The organism is Nonomuraea sp. NPDC001831 (genome assembly GCF_042892035.1).
GTDB lineage: Bacteria > Actinomycetota > Actinomycetes > Streptosporangiales > Streptosporangiaceae > Nonomuraea.
Window position 1 is genome coordinate 16,296 of the sequence record NZ_JBIATU010000026.1, and the last position, 23,432, is coordinate 39,727.

Consider the following 23,432-nt stretch of genomic DNA (forward strand, 5'->3'; position numbering starts at 1 on the left):
CCCGCAGGACGGCCCGCGCCCGATCGGAGGCCGGGCCGCCTCAGCGGCCGGGAAGGCTGATCGTCACGGACAGGCCGCCGCCCTCGCGCGGGCGCGCGGTCACCTCACCGCCGTGGGCCTGGACGACCGCGCGGACGATCGACAGTCCGAGCCCCGAGCCGTTCGCCGAGTCCACCCGGTCGGCGTTGAGCCGGCGGAACGGCTCGAACAGGCTGCCCACCTCGTACGCCGGCACGGGTTGCCCGGTGTTGGCCACCCTGACGACGACCTCGCCCGCCGGCGTCTCCTCCGTGCTGATCCAGACCTGCCCGTCCTGCGGGAGGTTGTACTTGATGGCGTTGTCCACCAGGTTCCCCACGGCGTGTTCCAGGAGGACGGGGTCGCCCGCCATGGTCGTGCCGCCGAGGCGGGAGACGACGGTCACGCCGCGCTGGTCGGCGACGGAGGTCAGCTGTTCCACCGCCGTCAGCGCCACGTCGTCGATGTCCACCGGCTTGCGGCGCGCCAGCTCCCGTTCGCTCCTGGCCAGGAGCAGCAGCCCTTCGATGAGCTTCTCGTTGCGCGCGTTGACCTCCAGCAGGGTGCGGGCGAGGGCCTTGAGGTCGGGTGAGGCCGCCGGGTCGGAGAGCGCGATCTCCAGGACCGTGCGGTTGATGGTCAGGGGCGTGCGGAGCTGGTGGGAGGCGTTGGCGACGAAGCGGCGCTGGGAGTTGAAGGCGCTGTTGAGCCGGGTCAGCATCGAGTCGAACGTGTCGGCCAGCTCCTTGAGCTCGTCGTCCGGGCCCTGGAGGTCGATGCGCTGGTGGGCCAACGTGCTCTCCGACAGCTTGCGGGCCGTCGCGGTCATCTTGGCGACGGGCCGCAACGCCCGGTCGGCGACCAGGTAGCCGAACACGAGCGCGAACAGGCCGACGCCCAGCAGGATCAGCACGGACTGCTGGACCATGCGACTGAGGATCTGCTCGTCCAGCTTGACGGCCTGGATCTCGATCTGGTGCCGCCAGACCGTCACCAGCTCGTCGGGGGTGCCCGGCGGCACGTCCAGGGAGAACTCGACGCCGTCGAGCACCGCGCGCAGCAGCAGATAGGCGACGGTGAGCAGGAGCGTGCCGCCGACGAACAGCATGGATCCGTACGTGAGCGTCAGCCGGGCGCGGATGCCCAGCTTCCCGAACAGCGCCGCGGCCCTGCCGGGCGGAGCGTGGCCACCGGGGGCCCGGCCGGCATGGGACGGTAATCGCACGCTGTCTCCTTCCGCTGGAGACCTCATTCTGGGCGCCGCCCCGGTAAGCGCACGGTAAGGGCAGCTCGTGGACGGGCTCGTGCGCCTCCGGCGGCGGTCAGGACTCCCAGTCGAGGGTGCGGCTCACCGCGCGTTTCCAGCCCTCGTACCCCTTCTCGCGCTGCTCGTCGCTCCACTCCGGGTTCCAGCGCCGGTCCTCGGCCCAGTTGGCGCGCAGCTCGTCGGTGTCCTTCCAGTAGCCGACGGCCAGCCCGGCGGCGTACGCGGCGCCCAGCGCGGTGGTCTCGGCCACCACGGGACGGCTGACCGGCACGCCCAGGATGTCGGACTGGAGCTGCATGCACAGGTTGTTCGCGGTGACGCCGCCGTCGACCTTGAGCACGTCCAGCACCACGCCGGAGTCCTGCTGCATGGCCTCCACGACGTCCCGGCTCTGGTAGCAGATGGCCTCCAGCGTGGCGCGGGCCAGGTGGGCGTCCCTGTTGTAGCGGGACAGGCCGACGATCGCGCCGCGCGCGTCGGGCCGCCAGTACGGCGCGAACAAGCCCGAGAACGCCGGCACGAAGTAGATCCCGCCGTTGTCGCTCACCTGCCGGGCCAGGTCCTCGCTCTGCGCGGAGGACCGGATGATGTGCAACTGGTCGCGCAGCCACTGCACGGCCGACCCGGTCACCGCGATCGAGCCCTCCAGCGCGAAGACGGCCGGCTGGCCGGCGAACTTGTAGGCGACGGTGGTGAGCAGGCCGCGCTCGGAGCGTACGAGCTCGGTGCCGGTGTTGAGGAGCATGAAGTTGCCGGTGCCGTAGGTGTTCTTGGCCTCGCCCGGCGCGAAGCACACCTGGCCGACGGTGGCCGCCTGCTGGTCGCCGAGGATGCCGGTGATCGGCACCTCGCCGGCGAACGCGCCGTACCTGCTGGTCGTGCCGTAGGAGGCGGGCTCGGAGGACGGGCGGATCTCCGGCAGCATCTCGCGCGGGATGTCGAAGAAGGACAGCAGCTCGTCGTCCCACTCCAGCGTCTCCAGGTCCATCAGCATGGTCCGGCTGGCGTTGGTCACGTCGGTGACGTGCACGCCGCCGCGGACGCCGCCGGTGAGGTTCCACAGGGTCCAGGTGTCGGTGTTGCCGAAGACCGCCTCGCCGCGCCCGGCCGCCTGGCGCACGCCCTCGACGTTCTCCAGGATCCACTGGATCTTGCCGCCGGAGAAGTAGGCGTCCGGCCGCAGGCCCGTCTTCCTGCGGATGACCTCGCCGCGGCCGTCCCGTTCGAGCTGCGCGGCGATCCTGGCGCTGCGGGTGTCCTGCCAGACGATGGCGTTGCAGTACGGGCGTCCGGTGCGCGGGTTCCACACGACCGTGGTCTCGCGCTGGTTGGTGATGCCCACGGCGGCCAGGTCGGTGTCGTGCAGCCCGGTGCGCTGGAGCGCGGTCTCGATCACCGCGGAGGTCCTGGTCGAGATCTCGATCGGGTTGTGCTCCACCCAGCCCGCCCTGGGCAGGATCTGCTCGTGCTCGAGCTGGAACTTGCACACCTCCAGGCCGCTGTGATTGAAGATCATGAACCTGGTGCTGGTGGTGCCCTGGTCGACGGCCCCCACGAAATCGGGCATGGTCGTTCTCCTCCGTTCGGGTCAGACGCGGCCCGCGTCCTCGATGTCGGGCTCGGGCTCGGGGAGGAACCGGGCGATCATGAGCTGGTAGAGCCCGGCGCCGGCCAGGCCGCCGAGCAGGGGGGCGACGATGGGCACCCAGAAGTACAGGCCGCCGTACTGGTCGCGCCAGGCGCCGGAGTAGCCGGTGAGGAAGCTGGCCAGGCGCGGCCCGAAGTCGCGCGCCGGGTTGATCGCGTAGCCGGCGTCGGCGCCCCACGCCATGCCGATGCCGACGATGAGCAGGCCGATGACCACCGGACCGAGGTTGGCGCCGGGCGCGAGGTTGTGCGAGTCGGACAGGGCGTACAGGACGAACATCAGGATGGCGGTGCCGATGATCTGGTCGCGGAACCCGCCCCAGGCGCCCACCGGGAGCGTGCCGTTGCCGGGCAGGGTGGAGAAGACGGTCTGGGTCTTCAGCGTGTGCCCGGGGTCCACCTGGTTCAGCACCTCGGTGTAGTTCCAGCGCACCAGCAGCGCCCCGGCGAACGCCCCCGCGGTCTGCGCCAGCGCGTACGGCAGCACCTTGGCCCACGGGAACCCGCGGAAGGCCGCGAACGCGAGCGTGACGGCCGGGTTGAGATGGGCACCGGTGATGCGGCCGGCGACGTAGACGCCCAGCGCGACGCCGATCCCCCACGCCCAGGCGATGCTGTCGTGATCGCCGATGCCGGCCGCGACCACCTGGGCGACGACGCCCACCCCGAACAGGATGAGCACCATCGTGCCGGCGAACTCGGCGATGAGCTCACCGGCCAGTTCCAGGCGTTTGACACGTTCGACCACCGCTGTCCCCGCTTTCGTGGTGTCGGTGTTGTGTGCCATTCCCTGATCGGGGAAACGTATACGGATCGTGAGCGTTTGAGCACAAAGTGTTGTTCGGGGGATCCATGAACATGACCGGGGCGATGGACGCCAGGAACCGGCAGGCAGCCATCGACCGGCTGGCGGGGCAGTCCTTCGACGTGCTGGTGATCGGCGGCGGCGTGACCGGCGCGGGCGCCGCGCTGGACGCCGCCTCCCGCGGGCTGCGGGTCGCGCTGGTGGAGAGCCGCGACCTGGCCGCCGGCACGTCGAGCAGGTCGAGCAAGCTCATCCACGGCGGGCTGCGCTACCTGGAGCAGTTCGACTTCAAGCTGGTCCGCGAGGCGCTGAAGGAGCGCGACCTGCTGGTCTCGCGGCTGGCCCCGCACCTGGTCAAGCCGGTCACCTTCCTGTATCCGCTGCAGCACGGGCTCATCGAGCGGCCGTACGTGGGGGCCGGGCTCACCCTGTACGACACGCTGGAGGGCATGCGCCGGCCGATGCCCCGGCACCGGTACCTGTCGGTCAAGGAGTCGCGCCGGATGGCGCCCGGCCTCCGCGCGGACGCGGTGTCGGGCAGCATGATCTACTTCGACGCCCAGGTGGACGACGCGCGTTTCACCCTCACCCTGGCCAGGACGGCCGCCGCGCACGGCGCCGTGGTCGCCACCCGGACGCGGGTCGTCGAGATGCTGCGCGACCAGGGCAGCGAGCGCGTCGTCGGCGCCCGCGTGCACGACGAGGAGACCGGCCGCGACCTCGACGTCAGGGCCGACGCCGTAGTGGTGTGCGCGGGCGTGTGGACCGACCCGATCAACGGGCTGCCCGGCTCGGCGCCGGCCGGTTTCAAGGTCAGGATGTCGAAGGGCGTGCACGTCATGGTGCCGGGCGAGGCCATCGCGTCGTCCACCGGCATGATCATCCCGACCGAGAAGAGCGTGCTGTTCATCATCCCCTGGACGCGGCGGCGGTGGATCGTCGGCACCACCGACACCGAGTACGACGGCGACCGCGAGGAGCCGGCCGCCACCGGCGAGGACATCGACTACATCCTCGACCACGCCAACGCCGTGCTGGCCCGGCCGCTGACCCGGGACGACGTGGTGGGCGTCTACGTCGGCCTGCGCCCGCTGGTGGCCGCCGACGAGAGCTCGGCGACCACGAAGCTGTCGCGCGAGCACGTCGTGGACGTGCCGGCGCCGGGCCTGGCCACGATCGCCGGGGGCAAGTTCACCACGTACCGGGTCATGGCCAAGGACGTGGTCGACGCGGCGCTGGAGGGCTTCGACGTGCCGGAGTCGGTGACCGACCGGCTGCCGCTGATCGGCGCGGACGGGCTGCCGGCGGTGCGCGCGTCCGTACGGCGGCTGGCCGAGGACCACGACGTGGACGCCGACGTCGTGGAGCACCTCGTCCAGCGCTACGGCACGCTCGCGATGGAGGTGCTCGGCCTGGTCGACGACGACCGCTCGCTCGGCGAGCCGCTGGTCGAGGGGTGCCCGTGGATCAGGGCCGAGGTCGTGTACGCCGTCACGCACGAGGGCGCGCTGCACGCCGAGGACGTCCTGTCGCGCCGGACCCGGATGCTCATCGAGGCGATCCCCGCCGCGCTCGACGCGGCCCCGGTGGTGGCGCGGCTGATGGCGGGGCTGCTCGGCTGGGACGAGGCCCGGGTGGAGGCCGAGGCGGCGCGCTGCCGCGCCCTGGTCGAGGCCGAGCGCAGGGCCCTGGCCGAGGCCACGGCCCCGCGCCGGGAGCCCGCCGCCGCGTCCTAGCGACGGCGGGTCACCGGCCGATCGACCGTCAGCGGCGGACGAGGGTCAGTGCGGCCGAGGGTCAGTGGCTGACGAGGGTCAGTGGCTGACGAGGGTCAGTGGCTGACGAGGGTCAGTGGCTGACGAGGGTCAGCGACGGTTCCGGGCCGACCGTCAGGCGGGCCCGGCCGCCGACCGGGAAGGTGGCCAGCGGGTTGGTGTGCCCGACGTCGACGTTGGCCAGGACGGGAACGTCCCGCAGCCCCGGCTGCGTCTCGACGATCTGCTCAAGCAGGGGCCGGGTCATCCGGCTGGCCTGCTGGAACCGCCCGATCACCAGGCCGCGGACGGTCTCGGCGCCCGGGAGCTGGAGCAGCGAGGTGAGGTTGCGGGCGAAGATCGCCGGGTGGGACTCCAGGTCGTCCTCCACGATCAGCAGCGCGCCGTCGAGCGACGGCATGTACGGCGTGCCCTGCAGCAGGTTCAGGGTGCACAGGTTGCCGCCGACGACGCGCCCCTCGGCGGCGCCCGGCCGCAGCGGCCACCAGCCCTCGTTGGGCATCGGCTCGCGCCCGTCCTGGTCGAGGAACCACAGGTCGTCGGTCCAGTACTTCGACGCCCCCAGCTCGACCGGCGCGTCACCGAACAGGACGGCGGCGAACCACTCCAGGGTCTGCTCGAAGTGGTCGCGCATCCCGAACGTCGACCAGTGGGGCCCCGAGTACGTGACCAGCCCGGCGCGGGCGAGGACGGCGTTCTGCAGGGCGGTGATGTCGGAGTAGCCGCACAGGATCTTGGGGTTGGCCCGGATCAGCTCCCAGTCCAGGTACGGCAGGAGCTCGTTGCAGTTGTAGCCGCCGATGACCGTCAGGATCGCCGCCACCGACGGGTCGGCGAAGGCGTCGTGCAGGTCGGCGACGCGGGAGGCGACGCTGCTGGAGTGGAAGGCGTCCCGCTCGTCGACGTGGCGGCCGTAGGTGAGCGTCAGGCCGAGCTCGGCGAAGCGGGCGTCGATGATCGCGGTGTGGTCGTGCTCCATGACCATGGCGCGCGAGCAGGCCGGCGCGACGACGCGGACGACGTCGCCCGCTCTGAGTTTGGGAGGATGGATGACGTCCATCTAGCGAAGCATAGGAGAGCCGCTCTCCGCCTCCGCCCACACCGCGAACGAGGCCGCGTCGGCGCCGTCGCCGCAGACCGGGCAGCCGTCCGGGTCGCGCGGCCACTGAGACATGACCTCCAGCTCGCCGGTCTCGAAGTGCACGTCGAGCTGGCGGCCCAGGGCGATCGGCTCGGCGTGGCCGGTGACCAGCCGGATCGCCTCGCCGGTGATCAGCGAGGCGATCAGCGCGATGTGCGGGGCGAAGGCGAGGGTCACTCGGCCGTGCTCGGCCCGCAGCGCCCCGGCCAGCTGGGCGAGATAGCTGGAGTCGGCGCGCGAGTAGTACAGGTGCAGGCAGTCCATGCAGCCCGTCTCGTGCGGACGCACCGAGAACAGCCGGCCCCGGGTGACGAACGAGCCGCCGCACACGTACGGCACCCCCTCCTGCACGCAGCCCGCGTTCACCCGGCGCTGGGCGACGAACGGGGGCTCGTCGATCGCGCAGATCGCGACGTCGGCGCCCCGGACGAGCCGGGCGACGTCGGCGGCCGACTCGATCCTGCGCTGCACGGCGGCGAACTCCACGCCGGGGTTCACCTCCCTGGCCGTCCGCGCGGCCACCGCGGTCTTGTACGCGCCGAGGTCGCTCTCCCGGTAGAGGAACTGCCGGTTCAGGTTGCTCAGCTCGACCCGGTCGTAGTCGACGGCCGTGATCCGGCCGAACCCGGCCGCCAGCAGCATGGGCAGGATGTACGAGCCGCCGCCGCCCAGGCCGAGCAGCACGCAGTGGGCGCCGCGCAGCCGGTCCTGCGGCTGCTCACGGGCGGCGGACAGGCCGGCGTAGTGGCTGAAGTAGTTGACGTTGCCCTGGTAGCGGCGCGCGTCGCCGCCGTCGTACGGGCTGGGGCGGGCGTCCTCCAGGAAGCCGCGGCCGTCCAGGTCGCGTACGGCGCCGAGCACGTCCTCGACGCCGATGCCCGGGTGCGCCCGGCCCACGGCCGCGGCGACCTCGCCGAGCGTCCGGGTGCCGTCGAGCGCCTCGACGAGGGTCCAGAGCTGTCCGTACGGGTCGGTGAAGTCGACGGTGACGCCTGCCTGGGCGCCGATCCGGAAGCGAGTGCCGTCCAGCCGGTACACCGGGTAGATGGGTTTGACGCGGATGAGTCTGTCGAGCGAAACGGGCATCTTCCTTCGTCCCTTGCCGTCGGGTCGGAAATGGCCGGACGGGCATCCGGGGGGCGGCGTACCCCCCGGATGCCCTCTTGCTGTCTGCCGCTCTCCGCGGCCTGTCGCCGGGATCAGAAAATGACCCAGCTCACCTCGACCGGCGCCTCAGTGCCCAGGTCGTTCATCTCGTACGTCATGCGATTCACCCCCTCTCGCGAATGTCCGGACCGGCCCGGAGACGAGACCGGCCACGCCCGCCGCGGCCACGAGGGCGGCGCCGAAGAGGAACACCGTCCTCGGTCCGGCCGCGGAAGCCAGGAGTCCCGCGAGCAGCGCACCCACGGGGAAGAGCCCGAACGAGGCCACCAGCAGCGCCCCGGACACGCGCCCGCGCACCGCCGCGGGCAGCGTGGTGTGCACGACGGTGATCAGCAGAACGTTGCCCGCCGCGTTCGCCGCGCCCGCGCCGAGGAAGAGCGCCGCGGGCCAGACCCGGCCCTCGGCCAGGCCGACCGCGCCGAGCAGCGCGGCCTGCGGCAGCATCAGGAGCACCGCCGCCCGTACCGGGTTGCGCGGGGCGGGCAGCAGGCCCGCCGCGACGCTGCCCGCCAGCGCGCCGAGTCCGAAGGCCCCCAGCACGATCCCGTACGCGGTGGAGAACGTGGCCGGCGCGCTCTCGTGCAGCAGCGCCGGCAACCCGACCTCCAGGATCCCGGCGAACCCGAGATTGCCGACGGCGGCCAGCGTCAGGATGACTCTGAACAGCGGGAACCCGCGCACGACGGCCCACATGCCGGGCCCGCCGCGCCCCCGCTCCGGACGCACCCGGCCGGGGCGCGGCCGGACGAACCACAGGGTCGCCACCGACACCGCGAACGAGGCCGCGTCCACGGCGAGCGCCGGCCCGGGGCCCAGACGGGCGACGAACACGCCCGCCACCACCGGCCCGGTCAGCGCGACGGCCTGCGCGGTCGCGTAATTGCGGCTGTTGGCGCTCTGGACCCGCGGCTCCTCGACGATGTCGGGGATGACGGAGAAGTTCGCCGGCAGGAAGGCGCCCCCGGCCAGGCCGAGCACCGCCGTGCCTGCCGCCAGCGCCCAGAGCCGGTCCGCGCCGTCCCAGGCCAGGGCGCACAGCAGCCCGGCGGCCGGGGCCCGCACGACGTCGGCCGCCAGCATGACCGGCCTGGGCGACCAGCGGTCCGCGAGCGGGCCGCCGAGCATGAGCCCGATCAACCGGAAGACGCCGTAGACGGTCAGCACCGTGCCGAGGGTCGCGGTGCCGTGCCGCAGCAGCACGATCCCCGGAAGGGCGACGACGAAGAACTGGTCGCCGAACCCGGAGAACCCCTGACCGGCGATGAGCAACGCCAATGACGACACCGGAGAACGGCGCCGCCCGCTGACGTGGCCGGTGTGGCCGGCGGGTATCGAGTACTTCGACGAATGACTCACGTAATACAGGGCGTTCCATCCCGTTCCGGACCCGTTCCATTCGCGACCGGCCCGCGCGCGCGTCGGCCGGCACGCCAGACAAAGGGGATCTCGGCATGACGATCCGAAAGACGGCGTCCCTCGTCGGCTCCGGCTGCCTGCTGTGGCTGGCGGCGGCCTGCACGGCCGCGCCTCCGACCGGTCCGGCGGCTGAGCGGCGGGACGCCACCCCGTCGGCCTCCCCCGCCGAGAGCCCGGCGAGCACGCCGCCGGCCCGGCCCGCGGCCCTGCGGCTGCCGGGCGTGGAGGCCGGCACCACCACCGTGCTCAAGGCGGGGCCGAGGAAGGGCAGCATGGTCGTGGGCGACGTGCCGCCCGGCAAGGACGAGCTGTGGGTGTTGTTCCGGTGCCGGGGCGAGGGCAAGGCGGAGATCATCCTGGAGCCGGGCGTCAACATGCCCTTCACCTGCCTCGACGACCTGATCAGCCCCGTCATGAACCGTCTCGACCTGGGCCGCAGGAAGACCCTGACGGTACGGGTCCAGGCCCCGGACTCGGTCGAGTGGGCCTTGCGCGTCACTCGCTGAGCAAGCGCGGCGGCGCGCCGGGCGAGGCTCCGGGGCCGGGTCCGTCCCGACGCCTAGGGTGTTTGCCATGGTCAAGTGGCTTGTACTCCTGCTGGCTTGCTCGCTGACCGGATGCGCCGGTCCCGTCGGGACGGCCGGGCGCACGTCGCCGTCCGCGCCCGCGCCGCCCGGCTCCGCCGCGTCCGAATCCGCGCCGGACGGGTCCTCGACAGACGGATCAGCGCCGGATGGGTCTGATGCCGCCGCGGGCGAGGGCGGGCGGGAGGTCGGCGGGTGCGCGGACGCCCGGTGCGAGGTCACCCTCCGGGCGGGCGACGTCCTGAAGTTCGGGCAGCGTCACGGGGTCTCCCGGTTCGCCGTCGCGAGCGTCCAGGGCGACAAGGTGACGTGGGAGGCGGACTTCACTGGGGCCGGGGACATGAGCTCCCAGGGCGAGCAGGGCGGCGCGTCCACCTGCAAGTTCGACGAGGGCGGGGGCTGCTCGGGCTACATCCGGGGCGTCACCACGCTCACCCTGAACGACGTCGTCCTGCGCTTCCTCTCTTTCGACCGCGGCCGCGCCGTCGTACGGGTGACACCGAAGCGATGACCGCCGGCCGGAGGGTCGTGCGGGCATGAGCGCGCAGCCCAGCAGCCGGACCAGCGTGATCGTCACGATGGTGGTCGTGGGGGCGCAGGCCGTCGTCCTCGGGGTCCTGGCGGCGGTCACCGGCTCGGCCATCCTGTACGCCGAGGCCATGTTCAGCGTGGCCGACTTCGGGGTGGAGGTGTTCCTGCTCATCGGGCTGGCGCGGGTGGCGCGTCCGGCCGACGAGCGCCACCCGCTCGGCTACGGGCAGGAGATCTTCTTCTGGTCGCTGTTCGCCGCCGTGGGGCTGTTCGTGGGCGGGGGCGTCGCCGCGATCGTGGAGGGCCTGGGCGAGCCGTCGGCCTCGGGCGGTTCGTACGCGCTGGGCTACCTGGTGATCGTGCTGATCACGGTCAGCGACGGGTGGGCCCTGGTCGTCTCGGTACGGGCGCTCGGCGCGCGCGCCACGGTGACCGGCCGGTCGTTGTGGGCGGAGCTGCTGGCCGGCAGCGACCCGGCGGCCAAGACCGTGACCCTGGCCAACGCGGCGGCCGTGGTCAGCGGCCCGATCGCGGTGGCCGGCCTCGCGCTGCACCAGGCGACAGGGAACGAGGTCTTCGACTCGCTGGGCAGCGTGCTGATCGGGGTCCTGCTGGTCGCGGTCTCGGGCCTGCTGCTGCGGCTCAACCAGAACCTCATCGCCGCGCCCAGCGTGGACGCCGCCGACCTGGCCCGCATCCGCCGCGCGATCGTCGAGGTGCCGGACGTCACGGGGGTGCGCGAGGTGATCGCGGTGATTGTCGGGCCCCACCAGGTCATGGTGGCCGCCCGGGTGACCCTCGCCTCGGCCACCGACCTGCCCCGGGCCGAGCGGGCCATGGCCGCGGTCGAGGACCGGCTGCGGCGGCGTCCGGAGATCCGCGAGGTCTACGTCACGCCGGTCGCCCCCGAATGAGCCCGCGCCCGGTCGAGCCGCGGCGACGGCACACGGGGACGCGGGCGCGGGCCCGGGAGCGGCGCCAAGGCCGGTTGCGGGCCCGGGTCCTGGAGGAGGGCTCTGATCTCCTGGCTGATCGTGTTCATGGCGGCGCTCAGGTCGTGCAGGAGCCGGTCGGCCGCGGCCGGGTCGGTGCGGTGGCCGGTGGCGGCGGCGTCGACCGTCCCGGCCAGGTCGCGCAGGGCCCGGCCGAGCCCTTCGCGCAGGTCGTGGTGGAGGCGGCGACGTTCCTCCTCGCGGATGGCGTGCACGCGTTCCCGGGCCCGGCGCAGGTCCGCGGTGACGGCCAGGCTGTGGGCGGCGTCGGCGACGTACGGGGTGATCGCGGCGACCGCCCGCGGGTCGGCGGACGGGGTGATCAGCAGGCGGCCCACCGCGCGTCCGTGCCACACCAGCGGCACGTCGGAGGCCACCGGCCCGGGCTCGCCGGCCGCGATCCGGACGCCGGCCAGCTCCACGGCCACCCCGGCGGCCGGCAACCCGTCCCGTACCAGCTGGACCACGGCGGCCAGCGCGGCCTGCGGCCCGGTGGAGGCGACGGCCCGCCGCAGCCGCCGGACCAGCAACGCCCCCGCCCAGCCACGCACACCGGGCACCCGCACCAACAACGCCCGCCCCCAGCCACGCACACCAGGCACCCGCACCAACAACGCCCGCACCCAGCCACGCACACCAGGCACCCGCACCGGCAGCGCACACTCCCGGCCACGCACGCCAGGCACCCGCACGAGCAGCGCACGCTCCCGGCCCCCGACGCCAGGCGCCCGCACGAGCGGAGGCCGCGAGGCGGGCGGGGTCACGGGAGTTGCCGGGTGGCGGCCAGGGCCGCGATCGCGACCAGGACGGCGCCGACGCCGAGCCAGGGCCCGCGCCGAGCAGCGTCGCGGGTCATCGCCAGCGCCCCCGCCCCCAGGCTCAGCGCCAGCAGGTAGAGGGCGTGCCAGGCGGGCGAGCCGGACACGAACCCCACGGCCTCCAGGTACGGCGGCGGCCCCCACCGCGCGAACTCGACGTAGAAGCCCAGCATGGTCAGCGTCGAGTGCAGCGGCTCCACGACCCCGTTGGCGGCGATCAGCGCCAGCATCACCAGCACGGACGCCCCCGGCCACGGCAGCCACCGGGCCACCGCGACCCCCAGCGTGCCGGCCCCGAGCACGCACAACGGCCCGGCGCCGATCTCGTGGACGCTCGGGAAACGCTCCAACTCGACGCCGGCGAGCGCGTAGACCGTCGCCATGACGGCCTGCATCGCGCAGGCCAGCAGGAACGGCCCCAGCGCGGCCAGGCAGGAGGCCGCGGTGCGCAGCTCGCGCCCGGCGGGGACGGCGGCCAGCAGCTCGTCGGTGCCCGCGCGCCTGGTCGCCGAGACCGTGAGCGTCGCGGCGAAGAACACCGGCACGCCGAGCGGGAGGACGAGGTCGCTGGTGAGCGCGCTGTAGGCGGGCCGGGGCGCCCATTCCGTGGTGGCCAGGCCGATCAGGTGCAGGACCACGCCCGTGCTCGCGAGCGGGTGCAGCATCAGCCGCCGGGTCTCGGCCAGCGCGAGCGCGGGCAGCAGGTGCGCGGGGCCCCCGCCGTTCTCCAGCTCGTCCGATTCGCCCGGCGCGACAGGGCTCACGTGGCGCATCATGCCGTCGCCTCCGTGGTCTCGCCGGTCTCCGGGGTCTCCGCGGTCTCCGGGGTCTCCGGGATCTCCACGGTCGCGCCGGTCTCAGAGGTCGCGCCGGTGAGGAGCAGCAGGTAGCCGTCCTCCAGGGTGGGGTCGGCGGGGCGGGCGTCCATGGGGACGGGGCCGAGGCCGCGGTACCGGCCGTCGCCGGTCCGCCGCGAGCGGCCGCCCGCCTTCTCCGCCGACACCCAGACCTGCCCCTCGGCCAGCACCCGGAGCTCGGCGGGGGCGCCGGTGAACACGCACCGGCCGCCCTTGAGCACGATCACCCGGTCGCAGAGGGCGGCGACGTCCTCCGTCTGGTGGGTGGACAGCACGACCGTGCGGTCCTGGCCGAGGCGCGCGACCAGCTCGCCGAACCGCAGCCGCTGCTCCGGGTCGAGACCGGCGGCGGGCTCGTCCAGGAGGATCAGCTCGGGCTCGCCGAGCAGGGCCTGGGCGATGCCGAGCCGCCGCCGCATGCCGCCCGACAGCGTACGGACGCGCCTGCCGCTCACGGACGTGAGCCCGACCTCCTCGATCACCCGGCGCACCTCGTCGTGCCTGGACCGGCGGTGTGTCATCTCCTTCAGGACCGCCACGTAGTCGACGAACTCGAACGCGGTGAGTCCGCGCTGGAAGCCCAGCTCCTGCGGCAGGTAGCCGAGCCGCCGCCGGATCTCCAGCCGGCCCGCGCCCGGGTCGCGGCCGAGCAGCCGCAGCTCGCCGCCGTCCGGCGCGAGGACGGTCGCGAGGACCCGGACGAGGGTGCTCTTGCCCGCGCCGTTCGGGCCGAGCAGGCCGGTGACGCCCTTGCCGACGGTGAGGGTGAGCCCGTCCAGGGCCCGGTGGCGGCCGTAGGTCTTCACCAGGCCGACTGCCTCGATCATGAGAACTCCCTGCGGCGGACGGCGAGCAGCACGACGGACACCACGATGACGGCCAGGTAGCCGGCCTGCCCGGCGGCCCCGAACATGGCCAGGTCCGGTTCGCGCACGTTCGTGGCGACGACCGCGGCCACCCAGGGCACGGTCACCGCGACGGCGCAGCAGCGCGGGTCGTACCGGCTGGACAGCGCCAGGGTCAGCGAGGTCAGGGCCAGCGAGGGCAGCAGCCACGCGGCCGTCGCCCAGCCGCCGCCCGGCAGGGTCAGCCCGGCCGCCAGCGCCAGCGCCGACGACGACGCCACCACGGCGGCGGCCCGCATCAGCATCAGCCGGAACGTCGAGTACGGCGCGGCCAGCCCGATCTCGTACGCCGGATCGCCGTCCCGCCCGAAGGCCACGGCGACCCCGGCCACCGGTACGACCGGCGCCAGCGTGAGGAAGGTCAGCAGGCCCCACCGGGTCGTCTCCCCCGCGGCCAGCGCGGCGAAGAACAGCGCCACGGCGCTCGCGGCCAGCCACGGCAGCCGCAGCGAGGTCGTGGCGCCCAGCAGGCGGGCGGTGTGCTCGCGCACCCCGGCGGCCCGCAGCAGCCGTTCGACCGGGCGGGGCACGGGCGCGTCCACGGCGTCGGCGATGTCGTCCCAGACCCGGTCCAGGCGGGCGCTCGGCACCCGCGGGGCCAGCAGGAGCCGGCACTGCTCGCAGGCCAGCAGGTGGGCCTCGACGGAGGCGGCGGGCGTCGCGGGCAGCTCGCCCGCCGCGTACGCCGCGGCCATGCCGTCGTCCATGTGCCAGGCGCTCACGCCAGTTCCTCCCTCAGCAGCGCGCGGGCGCGCATCATCCGGGTCTTGACCGTGCCGGCCGGGATGCCGAGCAGGCGTCCGGCCTCGCGGGTGGTCAGGCCGTCCAGGACGGTCGCCTGGACCACGGCGCGCAGCTCCGGGGAGAGCTGGTTGAGCGCCCGGCCGAGCTCGCCGTACTCGATGCCGAGCAGCACCTGCTCCTCGGCGGAGACCATGACCTGCTCGTGGGCGGGCAGCGCCGCCGCGGGGCGGCGGCGCAGGTGGTCGAGCAGGCGGCGCACGCCGATCCCCCAGATCCAGGCCGCGACCTCGCCCCGCCCGTTCCATTTGCGCGCGGTACGCCAGACCGCGACGAAGGTGTCCTGGACCGCCTCGTCCACCACGGCCGGGTCGGCGCAGCGGCGGGTGAGCCGGAGGAGCAGCCAGGGCGCGTGCCGGGCATAGAGGACTTCCAGCGCACGCCGGTCGCCGTCGGCCACGGCCTCCAGCAGCCGGGCGTCCTGCCAGGTCTCGTGCTCGCTCACGGGAGCCCGTTCATCGGTGTCATGCCTCTCTGTCGCGTCCCTCCGCTCCGGCGGTTCACGATGAGAGGAAAAGTACTGGCGGCGACGACCGCTCCGGCCGTCGCCGCCTTGCGGGACCTCCCGCTCACCCCTCCGGGAAGTGGCAGCTCACCTGCCTTCCCCTGACCGTTGTGAGCACGGGCGGCTCGGTCCGGCACAACGACTGCGCCTTCGGGCAGCGGGGATGGAAGGCGCAGCCGGGCGGCGGCGCGAGCGGGCTGGGCGGGTCGCCGTGCAGGACGATGCGCTCCCGCGTGGCCTCCACCTCCGGATCGGGCACCGGCACGGCCGACAGGAGCGTGCGCGTGTAGGGATGGGCGGGATCGGAGTAGACGGTGTCCGACGAGCCGGTCTCCACGATCCGGCCCAGGTACATGACGGCGACCGTCTCGCACATGTGCCGCACCACCGACAGGTCGTGGGCGATGAACAGGTAGCCGAGCCCGAGGTCGGCCCGCAGGTCGGCGAGCAGGTTGACGATCTGGGCCTGGATGGACACGTCCAGCGCCGAGACCGGCTCGTCGCAGACCACCAGACGGGGCCGGGAGGCGAGCGCCCGGGCGATGCCGATCCGCTGCGCCTGGCCGCCGGAGAACTCGTGGGGGTAGCGGTCGGCGTGCTCGGCGTCCAGGCCGACGAGCCGGAGCAGCTCGACGACGCCGTCCCGGTCGACGGTCCGGCGCGGCCCGGCGATGATCTGCCGGACGGTGTGGCGCGGGTTGAGCGACGCGTACGGGTCCTGGAAGATCATCTGGAGCCGGCCGCGCATCGGCAGCAGCGCCCGGGGGCCCAGATGGGTGATGTCGTGGCCGTCGAAGGTGACGGTCCCGCCGGTGGGCTCCAGCAGCCGCACGATCATGCGCCCGGTGGTGGACTTGCCGCAGCCCGACTCGCCGACCAGGCCGAGCGCCTGGCCCTCCGGCACGTCGAAGCTCACGCCGTCCACCGCCCTGACCCGTTGCCCGCGGCGTCCGGGGAAGGTCATCCGCAGGTCGCGCACGGAGAGCATCAGTGGTCGGCTCCTTCCAGGTGGCAGGCGACCCGGTGGGGGTCGCCGGTGAGCGGCGGGCGCGTGGTCGCGCAGACGTCCAGGGCGGCCGGGCAGCGCGGGTGGAAGCGGCAGCCCGGCGGCGGCGCGAGCAGCGACGGCGGCGCCCCCGCGATCGCCCGCAGCCGCGCCCGGCCCGGGGCCGCCGCCGCGCCGGTGAGCGCGTCCGGCGGCGCGCCCGGCACCGAGTCCAGCAGGGCCCGCGTGTACGGGTGCAGCGGCCGTTTGAAGATCTCCCTGGCGGGGGCGTGCTCCACGGTCCGGCCGCCGTACATGACCAGGACGTCGTCGGCCATGCGCGCCACCACGCCCAGGTCATGGGTGATCAGGACGACCGCGAGCCCCCGCTCGCGCTGGATGCGCGCGATCAGGTCGAGGATCTGCGCCTGGACGGTCACGTCGAGCGCCGTCGTCGGCTCGTCGGCGATCAGCACGCCCGGCTCGCAGGCCAGCGCCATCGCGATCATCGCCCGCTGCCGCATGCCGCCGGAGAAGCGGTGCGGATGCTCCCCGGCGCGCCGCCGCGGCTCCGGGATGCCCACCTCGGCCAGCATCTCGACCGCCCGCTCGCGGGCCGCCCGCCGGCCGGCCCGGCGGTGCAGCCGGTACGCCTCGGCGATCTGCTCCCCCACGGTGAAGAAGGGGTGCAGCGACGACAGCGGATCCTGGAAGATCATCGACACCGCGCTGCCGCGCAGCCGGCGCAGCCGTTCGGCCGGGGCCCCGACCAGCTCCTCCCCGTCGAGCTCGATCGACCCGGCGACGGTCGCCCGGCGGTGCAGCCCCAGCAGCGACAGCGCGGTCACGGACTTGCCGGACCCGGACTCGCCGACGACGCCCAGGGTCCGCCCCCGCTCGACGCCGAACGACACGCCGTCCACGATCCGGACGTCGCCGAAGCTCACCGACAGGTCGCGCACGGAAAGGATCACGAGTACCTCACCCTGGGGTCGATGACCGCGTAGACCAGGTCCACGAGCAGGTTGGCCAGCACGATGAAGAAGGCCGCGAGCAGCGTCGTGCCGAGGATCACGGGCTGGTCGGACTTGACGATGCCGTCGTAGGCGAGCCGGCCGACGCCGGGCAGGCCGTACACGGTCTCGGTGATCATCGCGCCGGCCAGCAGGCCGCCCAGGTCCATGCCGAAGACGGTGACGACCGGGGTCATGGCCGCGCGCATGCCGTGCTTGGCGACGACCGTCCGCTCGTGCAGGCCCTTGGCGCGGGCCGTCCTGATGTACGGCTCGGCCATCGTCTCGATCATCTGCGCCCGGGTGAGCCGGGCGTACATGGCGGCATAGAGCGCGGCCAGCGTGACCCAGGGCAGGATCAGGTTGCCGGCCCAGGCGGCGGGGTCGTCGGCGAGCGGCACGTACGCCGGGTACGGCAGCAGCCCGGTCACCCGTACCACCAGCAGGAGCAGCACCATCGCCACGAAGTAGACCGGCAGGGACGCGCTGGTCAGCGTGGCGATCATCAGCGTCCGGTCCAGGACGCTCCCCCGGCGCAGCGCCGACACCACCCCGACCGTGACGCCCACGGCCAGCCACAGCAGGGCCGCGCCGGCCGCCAGGGACGCGCTGGCGCCGAGCCGGTCGATCAGCAGGTCCCAGACCGGCAGGGCGTTCTGGTAGGAGAACCCGAGGCAGGGCACGTGGCAGCCGGGACGCCCGGCGACGATGCCCGCGACGTAGCCGCCGAACTGCTCCCACAGCGGCCGGTCCAGCCCCATCTGCGCGCGCACCTCGGCGACCCGCTCGGGCGTGCAGGTCTTGCCGCACGCCTGGACCGCCGGGTCGGACGGCAGCACGTAGAAGATCACGAAGGTCACCGCGCAGATCACCAGCAGCACGCCGGCCACCGCGAGGGCCCGTCTGGCCAGGTACGACGTCACTGTGCCGCCCCCTTGGGGTCGATGGCGTCGCGCAGGGCGTCACCGAGGAGGGTGAAGGCGAGCACGGTCAGGAACAGGCAGGCGCCGGGGACGAGCAGGTACATCGGGTCGACCTCGTACCAGAGCATCGCCTCCTGGATCATCTGCCCCCAGGACGCGGTCGGCGGGCGCACCCCGACGCCGAGGAACGACAGCGCCGCCTCGGTGCCGATGTTGGCGGGCACCGCGAGCGTCGCGTACACGAGGATCGGCGCGGTGATGTTGGGCATGATCTCGCGGAAGACGATGACGCCGTTCAGCGCGCCGCCGACCCGGGCGGCGTCCACGTACTCGCGGTGCTTGACGGAGATCGCCTGCCCCCGCACGATCCGCCCGATGTACGGCCAGCCGAACCCGCCCATCACACACACCAGCAGGACCATCCGGTCGCCGTCGGGCATGACCGAGATGAGGGCGATCATGAAGATCAGGCTCGGGAACGACATGAGCAGGTCCATGGTCCTGCTGATCACCGCGTCCGCCCAGCCGCCGAGGTAGCCGGCCAGCAGCCCGAGCACGGTGCCGAGCAGCACCGACACCAGCGTCGCCAGGGTGGAGACCATCAGCGAGACGCGGGCGCCGTAGACGACGCGGCTGAACACGTCGCGGCCGTTGACGGGCTCGACGCCGAGCCAGTGCTCGCCGCTGACGCCGCCCAGGGCCCCCTTGGGCACGCCCGCCAGCTCCTGGTCGATCGCGGCGGGGTCGAAGGCGTCCGGCGGCCAGCCGTTCAGCTTGGTGAGCAGCGGCGCGGCGAGCGCGACCAGCACCAGGACCGCCACCACGACCAGCGCGAACCGGGTGGCGGCGCCGCCCAGCAGGCGCTTCCTGACCAGCCGGGCGGGCGGGCTCGCCGTGACGACCGTCGCCGTCATGTCCGGCTCCGCCGGTATCCGGGGTAGCCGTTCCTCACTTCTGCCTCACCCCCAGGACGGCGAAGTCGAGCTGCCCGGACCAGACGGGATGGCCCACCGCGCCGGAGACGTCCTTGCCGACCAGGATCGGCTTGCGGTCCCACGCGTACGGCACCGCCGGCGAGGACTGCATGACCTGCCGGTCGAGGTCCATCCAGGCGGCTTCGGCGGCCTTCGGGTCGCTCATGGCCTGGATCTCGTCGATGCGCTTCTGCACCGCCTCGTCGCGGAACTGCCAGACGTTGCCGGAGTTGCCCTTCTCGACGATCGTGCGCCCGTCGAACAGCAGCGGCAGGAACGTCGCCCCGGACGGGTAGTCGGGGCACCAGCCGTACGTGAACAGGTCGGGCGTCTTGGCGGTGTCGCCGACGGTGTCGTAGTAGACCGAGGGATCGACGGGCGTGAGCACGACCTCGACGCCCGCCCGCTTCAGCGACGCCTGCACGGCCTCGCCGAGCGCCTTGTCGCCGGTCGAGATCGTCATCCGGACGTTCAGCGTCTTCCCGCCCAGCAGGGCCTTGGCCTTCTCGACGTCCCCGGTCGGCGGGAGGTGGAACACGTCCTGCGGCGTGCCGCCCGACAGGGCCGGCGGCAGGTAGGAGGTGGCGATCGAGGTCATGGCCGGGCCGCCGGCGGCGGTCTGGAGCGCCTGCTTGTCCAGGGCGAAGTGCACCGCCTGCCGGGCCTTCGGGTCGTCGAAGGGCGGCTTGGAGGTGTTGAAGCCGATCATGTCGGTGCACCCCGACATGGCGTTGACCAGCCGGGACTTCACGTCCGGCCGGGGCAGGATCTTGGCCAGGCTGGCGGCGCTGACGTCGGTGTAGGCGATCGAGGTGGCGTCCTCGCCCCTGCTCTCGATGAGCCGGTCGTCGATCACGCCCTGCCGCAGGCCCTGCTTGACCACGATGCGGTCGGGCGCGGCCTTGCGCACCGGATCGGTGGCCGCCGACCAGTGCGGGTTGCGGACCAGGACCATCTCCTTGCCGCGGTCGTAGCGCTCGATCTTGTACGGCCCGGAGGAGAAGGGCCGGTTGTCGTACTGCGCGCCGGCCTCCTTCGCGGCCGGCACCGGCGCGAACGTCGGCAGCGTCACCGTGGAGGAGAACTCGGCGACCGGCCGCTTGAGGCGGAAGACGATGGTCCGGTCGTCCGGGGTCTCGATCGAGTCCAGGTGCCGGCCCTTCAGCGGGCCCTTGTAGCCGTCGGCGCCGGCCAGGTAGAGCTGGGCGTAGTTGGGGCCGCCGGGCAGCTCGGGGGCGAAGGAACGCTCCACGTTGTACTTGACGTCCTTCGCGGTGACGGGGGTGCCGTCCTCGTACTTGACGCCGTCCTTGAGGGTGAAGGTCCACACCTTGCCGCCCTCGGAGGCGGTGCCCAGGTCGGTGGCCAGATCCGGGACGATCTCGTGGCTGCCCGCCTTGAAGGTGGTGAGGGTGCGGTAGAGCAGCCGGATGCCGAAGTCCATCTGGGGCATCGTCCAGTTGCGGGCCGGGTCCAGGTGGGAGAAGTCCTGGTTGGACAGGATCGTCAGGGTCCCGCCCCCGGCCGCCGTCGCCGGGGTGGCGGCCTTGCCGCCGCCGCAGGCCGCCACGCCGAGCAGGAGCCCCGCGGTCAGCACGTTACGGAGAGTCACGGATCACTCCAGTGAGGTGAGAGGGCCCGGGCCGGGGACCGGCGGGAGAGGGTTCGCCGGCCCCCGGCGCCCGGGCGGTCTAGTACTCGGTCTTGACGCTCGCGCCCGAGAAGGTCTGCGCGGCGTGGAGGCTGATGTAGTTGTAACCGGCGGGCGGGTTGTTGATCACCAGCGTCTCGGCGTTGCCGGACGCGGTGGAGCGCTGCGTGTAGGCCGAGGTGGTGGCCCAGGTGGCGGCGTTGTAGTAGAGGTCGGCGTTCCCGGTGCCGCCGGAGGCGGTGATGGTCAGCCTGGCCGTCCCGGCGGGCAGGTAGATGTAGAGGTAGGCGTAGTTGCCCTGGGTGGCCGACAGGTTGCTGCGCTTGCAGTTCCTGTCGAGCTTGCGGGTGTCGGAGGCGGTGCACTCCGGCGTCGAGCCGCCGCCGGTCGAGACCGTGACCTGCTTCGACGTCGTCGCGGTGGCGCCGCCGTTGTCAGTGACGGTCAGCGTGACGGTGTAGGCGCCCTGCGCCGCGTAGGCGTGCGACGGGTTGGCCGCGGTGGAGGTGGCGCCGTCGCCGAAGTCCCAGCGGCGGGCGGCGATGGTGCCGTCGGAGTCGGTGGAGGTGTCGGTGAAGGCGGCCGTCAGCCCGCTGACCGTGGAGGTGAAGCTCGCGGTGGGCGCCTGGTTGCCGGTGCCGCCCCCGGAGCACGCCCCGGCCGCGCAGGCGGCGAGCCAGGTGTTCCAGTCGGAGTCGTAGCGGCTGCCGATCGTGCCGGTCAGGAACGACCGGGCGGTGCTCCACGCGCCGGTCCGGTACGAGCCGAGCAGCGTCGCGACGTCGGCCGGGTGCTTCTCGAACATGTAGCGGACGGCCAGGTAGCCCCACCGGTAGATGCGGGTGGTGTCATGGTCGTAGGTGGTGTTCCACAGCGTGCTCAGCGCGTACGTGCGCTTGCCCGCCTCGGTGATCGCCGCGTCGTAGACGACCTTGCGGTAGGAGTAGGAGACGTACTCGGCGAAGCCCTCGATCCACCAGATGGTCGGCGTGCTCACCCCGGCGGTGAAGTCGCCGTACATGTCGAACCGGCCGTCGAGGTAGTGGGTGTACTCGTGGTTGAGGTTCCAGATCTGGAAGTCGGGGCGCAGCCACTCGGCCTCGTAGGCGATGAACCTGGGCTGGTTGCCCGCGGCGGCGGGGTCGCCCTCCAGGTACATGCCCCCGTTGTTGGTGTCGATGCCGAACATCGCGCCGGCGTAGGTCTGGTAGTCGGTGCTGGAGTCGAAGACCACCACTTCCAGCGTGGTGTTGTTGTCGTTCGCGACCGGGCCGTTGTCCTTGACCAGGTTGTGGAAGAAGGCGTCCTGGTTGGCCAGGCTGGCGCAGGTGGCGGCGAGCTGGCTCGCGGTGACCTCCTGGGCCCGGATCCTGATGCTGGCGCTGCAGGTGTGGGTGATCGGCAGCACACTGGCCGCCAGGCGGTTCGCCAGGTCGCAGGTGCCGTAGTAGGAGCAGTTGGCCTTGTCGTAGGAGTCGGTCATCTCGGCCACGCCCACCCACAGCGGCGCGGTGGCGCCGGTCATGGCGCTGCGGCCGAGCAGGTTCTTGGCCAGCGGCCGGACGACGGCCTGCAACGCCGTGTGCTGCAGGAAGCGGCCCAGCTCGCGCCCGGCGTTGGAGACGAGGTAGGAGCGGTCGGTGCCGAGCATGCCGAGGTGGTTGGCGGCGAAGGAGTTCAGGGAGTCCAGGACGCTGCGGTCGGCCTGCACGGCGCTGACGAACGCGGGCACCTGGTGGCCGCGGAACAGCACGGTGTAGACGTTGTTGACCGCGTTGAGCATCCACCACGACGCGTCGTAGGAGCTGTTGTAGCCGTCGAGCAGGCGCTTGACCACGTACAGGTAGCGGTCGTTCTGCTCGGCGCTGTCGATGAGGGTGACGGCCTCGCCCAGCACCTCGCCGTTGGCGTCGCTGACGGTCGAGGACCGGGAGTTGCCGAAGAAGGCGTCCAGGCCGGACCGGATGGCGGTGGTGAGCGCCTGGCCGTACGAGCCGACGTCGCCGGAGTTGTACCAGTGGACGTAGTAGCCGGCCCGCAGGTAGAGGACGAGCTGGGCGGTGCTGGTGGTGTTGTCGCCCGGGTAGTTCGCCGAGTTGTCGCGCAGGGCGTAGGCGACGGTCGTCATCTGCGCCTCGCGGAAGGCGTTGTAGGCGTCCGTGCCGGTCAGGTTGAACAGGGTGTTGACGCAGTCGGTGGCGCTGGCCTTGATCTGCTGGACCAGGGCGCTGCCGGTGCGGCTGGTGAAGTCGGAGACGTTGCAGGCGGCGGCCGCGGCGACGCTCCTGCGCGCCGACGGTCTGGCGTGCTCCGGCCGGGTGGCGGGTTCGTCGTAGTCGCGGCGTAGGGCGTCCTTGGCCGCGGGCTGGGGCGCCCGGTCACGGGTGTCGAGCCGGGACTTGGCGACGTGCGGGGCGTCGTCGGCCGGGACCGCGAGGCGGGCGGCCGGTGGCGGTTCGGCCGCCGCGCTCGCCGGTATCGCGGCGAACGGTGGGAGTAGGGCTAATGCGGCCAGGGGAACGATCAGCCGCCAGCCGTGCAGGACCTTGCGCACAAGAACCTCCGGGGGGTATCCGCATGGATGCGAGGTCGGGTACGAGTGTGCGGTCCGTCCGGAGGGCGTGGTCATACGACGCCGCATAAGTGTTGCCTATGGG

21 protein-coding genes are annotated in these 23,432 nt (G+C 72.9%); 4 read left to right on the top strand and 17 right to left on the bottom strand.

All coding sequences use genetic code 11. The annotated features are described in order from the left end of the window. Positions 1–40 precede the first annotated feature (40 nt). The 3 genes from ACFYYW_RS45905 to ACFYYW_RS45915 all read right to left on the bottom strand — a co-directional run bounded on the left by ACFYYW_RS45905 (position 41) and on the right by ACFYYW_RS45915 (position 3,680). Complete coding sequence (locus ACFYYW_RS45905) at positions 41–1,243, bottom strand: HAMP domain-containing sensor histidine kinase (RefSeq protein ID WP_352321750.1); 1,203 nt, start codon at positions 1,241–1,243, stop codon at positions 41–43. Between the two features lie 97 nt (positions 1,244–1,340). Then, positions 1,341–2,852 (bottom strand): glycerol kinase GlpK, encoded by a 1,512-nt coding sequence (gene glpK, locus ACFYYW_RS45910; RefSeq protein WP_387660105.1) that lies wholly within the window; start codon positions 2,850–2,852, stop codon positions 1,341–1,343. 21 nt (positions 2,853–2,873) lie between these two features. After that, positions 2,874–3,680 carry an MIP/aquaporin family protein gene (locus tag ACFYYW_RS45915; RefSeq protein ID WP_387660108.1) on the bottom strand — a complete coding sequence of 269 codons (807 nt, stop codon included), beginning with the start codon at positions 3,678–3,680 and terminating at the stop codon, positions 2,874–2,876. 104 nt (positions 3,681–3,784) lie between these two features. On the opposite strand from ACFYYW_RS45915, the gene glpD reads away from it, so the two are divergent. Then, positions 3,785–5,473 carry a glycerol-3-phosphate dehydrogenase gene (gene glpD, locus ACFYYW_RS45920; RefSeq protein WP_387660111.1) on the top strand — a complete coding sequence of 563 codons (1,689 nt, stop codon included), beginning with the start codon at positions 3,785–3,787 and terminating at the stop codon, positions 5,471–5,473. A gap of 112 nt (positions 5,474–5,585) precedes the next feature. On the opposite strand, the gene ACFYYW_RS45925 is transcribed toward glpD, so the two are convergent. The 3 genes from ACFYYW_RS45925 to ACFYYW_RS45935 all read right to left on the bottom strand — a co-directional run bounded on the left by ACFYYW_RS45925 (position 5,586) and on the right by ACFYYW_RS45935 (position 9,095). Beyond that, positions 5,586–6,572, bottom strand: a complete 987-nt coding sequence (locus ACFYYW_RS45925; RefSeq protein ID WP_387660114.1) for a S66 peptidase family protein — start codon at positions 6,570–6,572, stop codon at positions 5,586–5,588. After that, positions 6,573–7,739, bottom strand: a complete 1,167-nt coding sequence (locus tag ACFYYW_RS45930) for a HesA/MoeB/ThiF family protein (protein ID WP_387660117.1) — start codon at positions 7,737–7,739, stop codon at positions 6,573–6,575. 147 nt (positions 7,740–7,886) lie between these two features. Further along, on the bottom strand, positions 7,887–9,095 hold the full coding sequence (locus ACFYYW_RS45935; RefSeq protein ID WP_387660120.1) for an MFS transporter: 1,209 nt from the start codon (positions 9,093–9,095) through the stop codon (positions 7,887–7,889). A gap of 176 nt (positions 9,096–9,271) precedes the next feature. Between ACFYYW_RS45935 and ACFYYW_RS45940 the strand changes: the two genes are divergently transcribed. The 3 genes from ACFYYW_RS45940 to ACFYYW_RS45950 all read left to right on the top strand — a co-directional run bounded on the left by ACFYYW_RS45940 (position 9,272) and on the right by ACFYYW_RS45950 (position 11,265). Further along, positions 9,272–9,742 carry a hypothetical protein gene (locus tag ACFYYW_RS45940; protein WP_387660123.1) on the top strand — a complete coding sequence of 157 codons (471 nt, stop codon included), beginning with the start codon at positions 9,272–9,274 and terminating at the stop codon, positions 9,740–9,742. A gap of 67 nt (positions 9,743–9,809) precedes the next feature. Continuing rightward, positions 9,810–10,331 carry a hypothetical protein gene (locus tag ACFYYW_RS45945; RefSeq protein ID WP_387660125.1) on the top strand — a complete coding sequence of 174 codons (522 nt, stop codon included), beginning with the start codon at positions 9,810–9,812 and terminating at the stop codon, positions 10,329–10,331. A 25-nt stretch (positions 10,332–10,356) separates the two neighbouring features. Next, positions 10,357–11,265, top strand: coding sequence for a cation diffusion facilitator family transporter (locus tag ACFYYW_RS45950; protein WP_387660128.1), 909 nt, complete (start codon positions 10,357–10,359; stop codon positions 11,263–11,265). Here ACFYYW_RS45950 and ACFYYW_RS45955 read toward each other — a convergent pair. From ACFYYW_RS45955 to ACFYYW_RS46005, 11 genes are all read right to left on the bottom strand, one after another. Beyond that, positions 11,238–11,894: a hypothetical protein gene (locus ACFYYW_RS45955; RefSeq protein ID WP_387660131.1), complete on the bottom strand. Its 657-nt coding sequence runs from the start codon at positions 11,892–11,894 to the stop codon at positions 11,238–11,240. The two genes, ACFYYW_RS45950 and ACFYYW_RS45955, sit on opposite strands and share 28 nt — an antisense overlap. A gap of 209 nt (positions 11,895–12,103) precedes the next feature. Further along, positions 12,104–12,925 carry a hypothetical protein gene (locus ACFYYW_RS45960; RefSeq protein ID WP_387660133.1) on the bottom strand — a complete coding sequence of 274 codons (822 nt, stop codon included), beginning with the start codon at positions 12,923–12,925 and terminating at the stop codon, positions 12,104–12,106. An 8-nt stretch (positions 12,926–12,933) separates the two neighbouring features. Continuing rightward, complete coding sequence (locus ACFYYW_RS45965; protein ID WP_387660136.1) at positions 12,934–13,845, bottom strand: ATP-binding cassette domain-containing protein; 912 nt, start codon at positions 13,843–13,845, stop codon at positions 12,934–12,936. Next, the gene (locus ACFYYW_RS45970) at positions 13,842–14,645 is read right to left on the bottom strand and encodes a zf-HC2 domain-containing protein (RefSeq protein WP_387660139.1); all 804 of its coding nucleotides are present in this window, start codon (positions 14,643–14,645) and stop codon (positions 13,842–13,844) included. Before ACFYYW_RS45970 ends, ACFYYW_RS45965 begins: the two co-directional genes overlap by 4 nt. Then, positions 14,642–15,169, bottom strand: a complete 528-nt coding sequence (locus ACFYYW_RS45975) for an RNA polymerase sigma factor (protein ID WP_352324129.1) — start codon at positions 15,167–15,169, stop codon at positions 14,642–14,644. The genes ACFYYW_RS45970 and ACFYYW_RS45975 overlap by 4 nt, the downstream gene beginning before the upstream one ends. A gap of 124 nt (positions 15,170–15,293) precedes the next feature. Beyond that, positions 15,294–16,217: an ABC transporter ATP-binding protein gene (locus tag ACFYYW_RS45980; RefSeq protein WP_387660142.1), complete on the bottom strand. Its 924-nt coding sequence runs from the start codon at positions 16,215–16,217 to the stop codon at positions 15,294–15,296. Then, positions 16,217–17,188 (bottom strand): ABC transporter ATP-binding protein, encoded by a 972-nt coding sequence (locus ACFYYW_RS45985; protein ID WP_387660145.1) that lies wholly within the window; start codon positions 17,186–17,188, stop codon positions 16,217–16,219. Before ACFYYW_RS45985 ends, ACFYYW_RS45980 begins: the two co-directional genes overlap by 1 nt. Then, on the bottom strand, positions 17,185–18,150 hold the full coding sequence (locus tag ACFYYW_RS45990) for an ABC transporter permease (RefSeq protein WP_387660148.1): 966 nt from the start codon (positions 18,148–18,150) through the stop codon (positions 17,185–17,187). Before ACFYYW_RS45990 ends, ACFYYW_RS45985 begins: the two co-directional genes overlap by 4 nt. Further along, positions 18,147–19,064: an ABC transporter permease gene (locus ACFYYW_RS45995; RefSeq protein ID WP_352324125.1), complete on the bottom strand. Its 918-nt coding sequence runs from the start codon at positions 19,062–19,064 to the stop codon at positions 18,147–18,149. Before ACFYYW_RS45995 ends, ACFYYW_RS45990 begins: the two co-directional genes overlap by 4 nt. Positions 19,065–19,098: 34 nt before the next feature. Then, complete coding sequence (locus tag ACFYYW_RS46000) at positions 19,099–20,736, bottom strand: ABC transporter substrate-binding protein (RefSeq protein ID WP_387660151.1); 1,638 nt, start codon at positions 20,734–20,736, stop codon at positions 19,099–19,101. 79 nt (positions 20,737–20,815) lie between these two features. Further along, positions 20,816–23,329 carry a collagenase gene (locus tag ACFYYW_RS46005; RefSeq protein ID WP_387660154.1) on the bottom strand — a complete coding sequence of 838 codons (2,514 nt, stop codon included), beginning with the start codon at positions 23,327–23,329 and terminating at the stop codon, positions 20,816–20,818. Between the last annotated feature and the right edge of the window lie 103 nt (positions 23,330–23,432).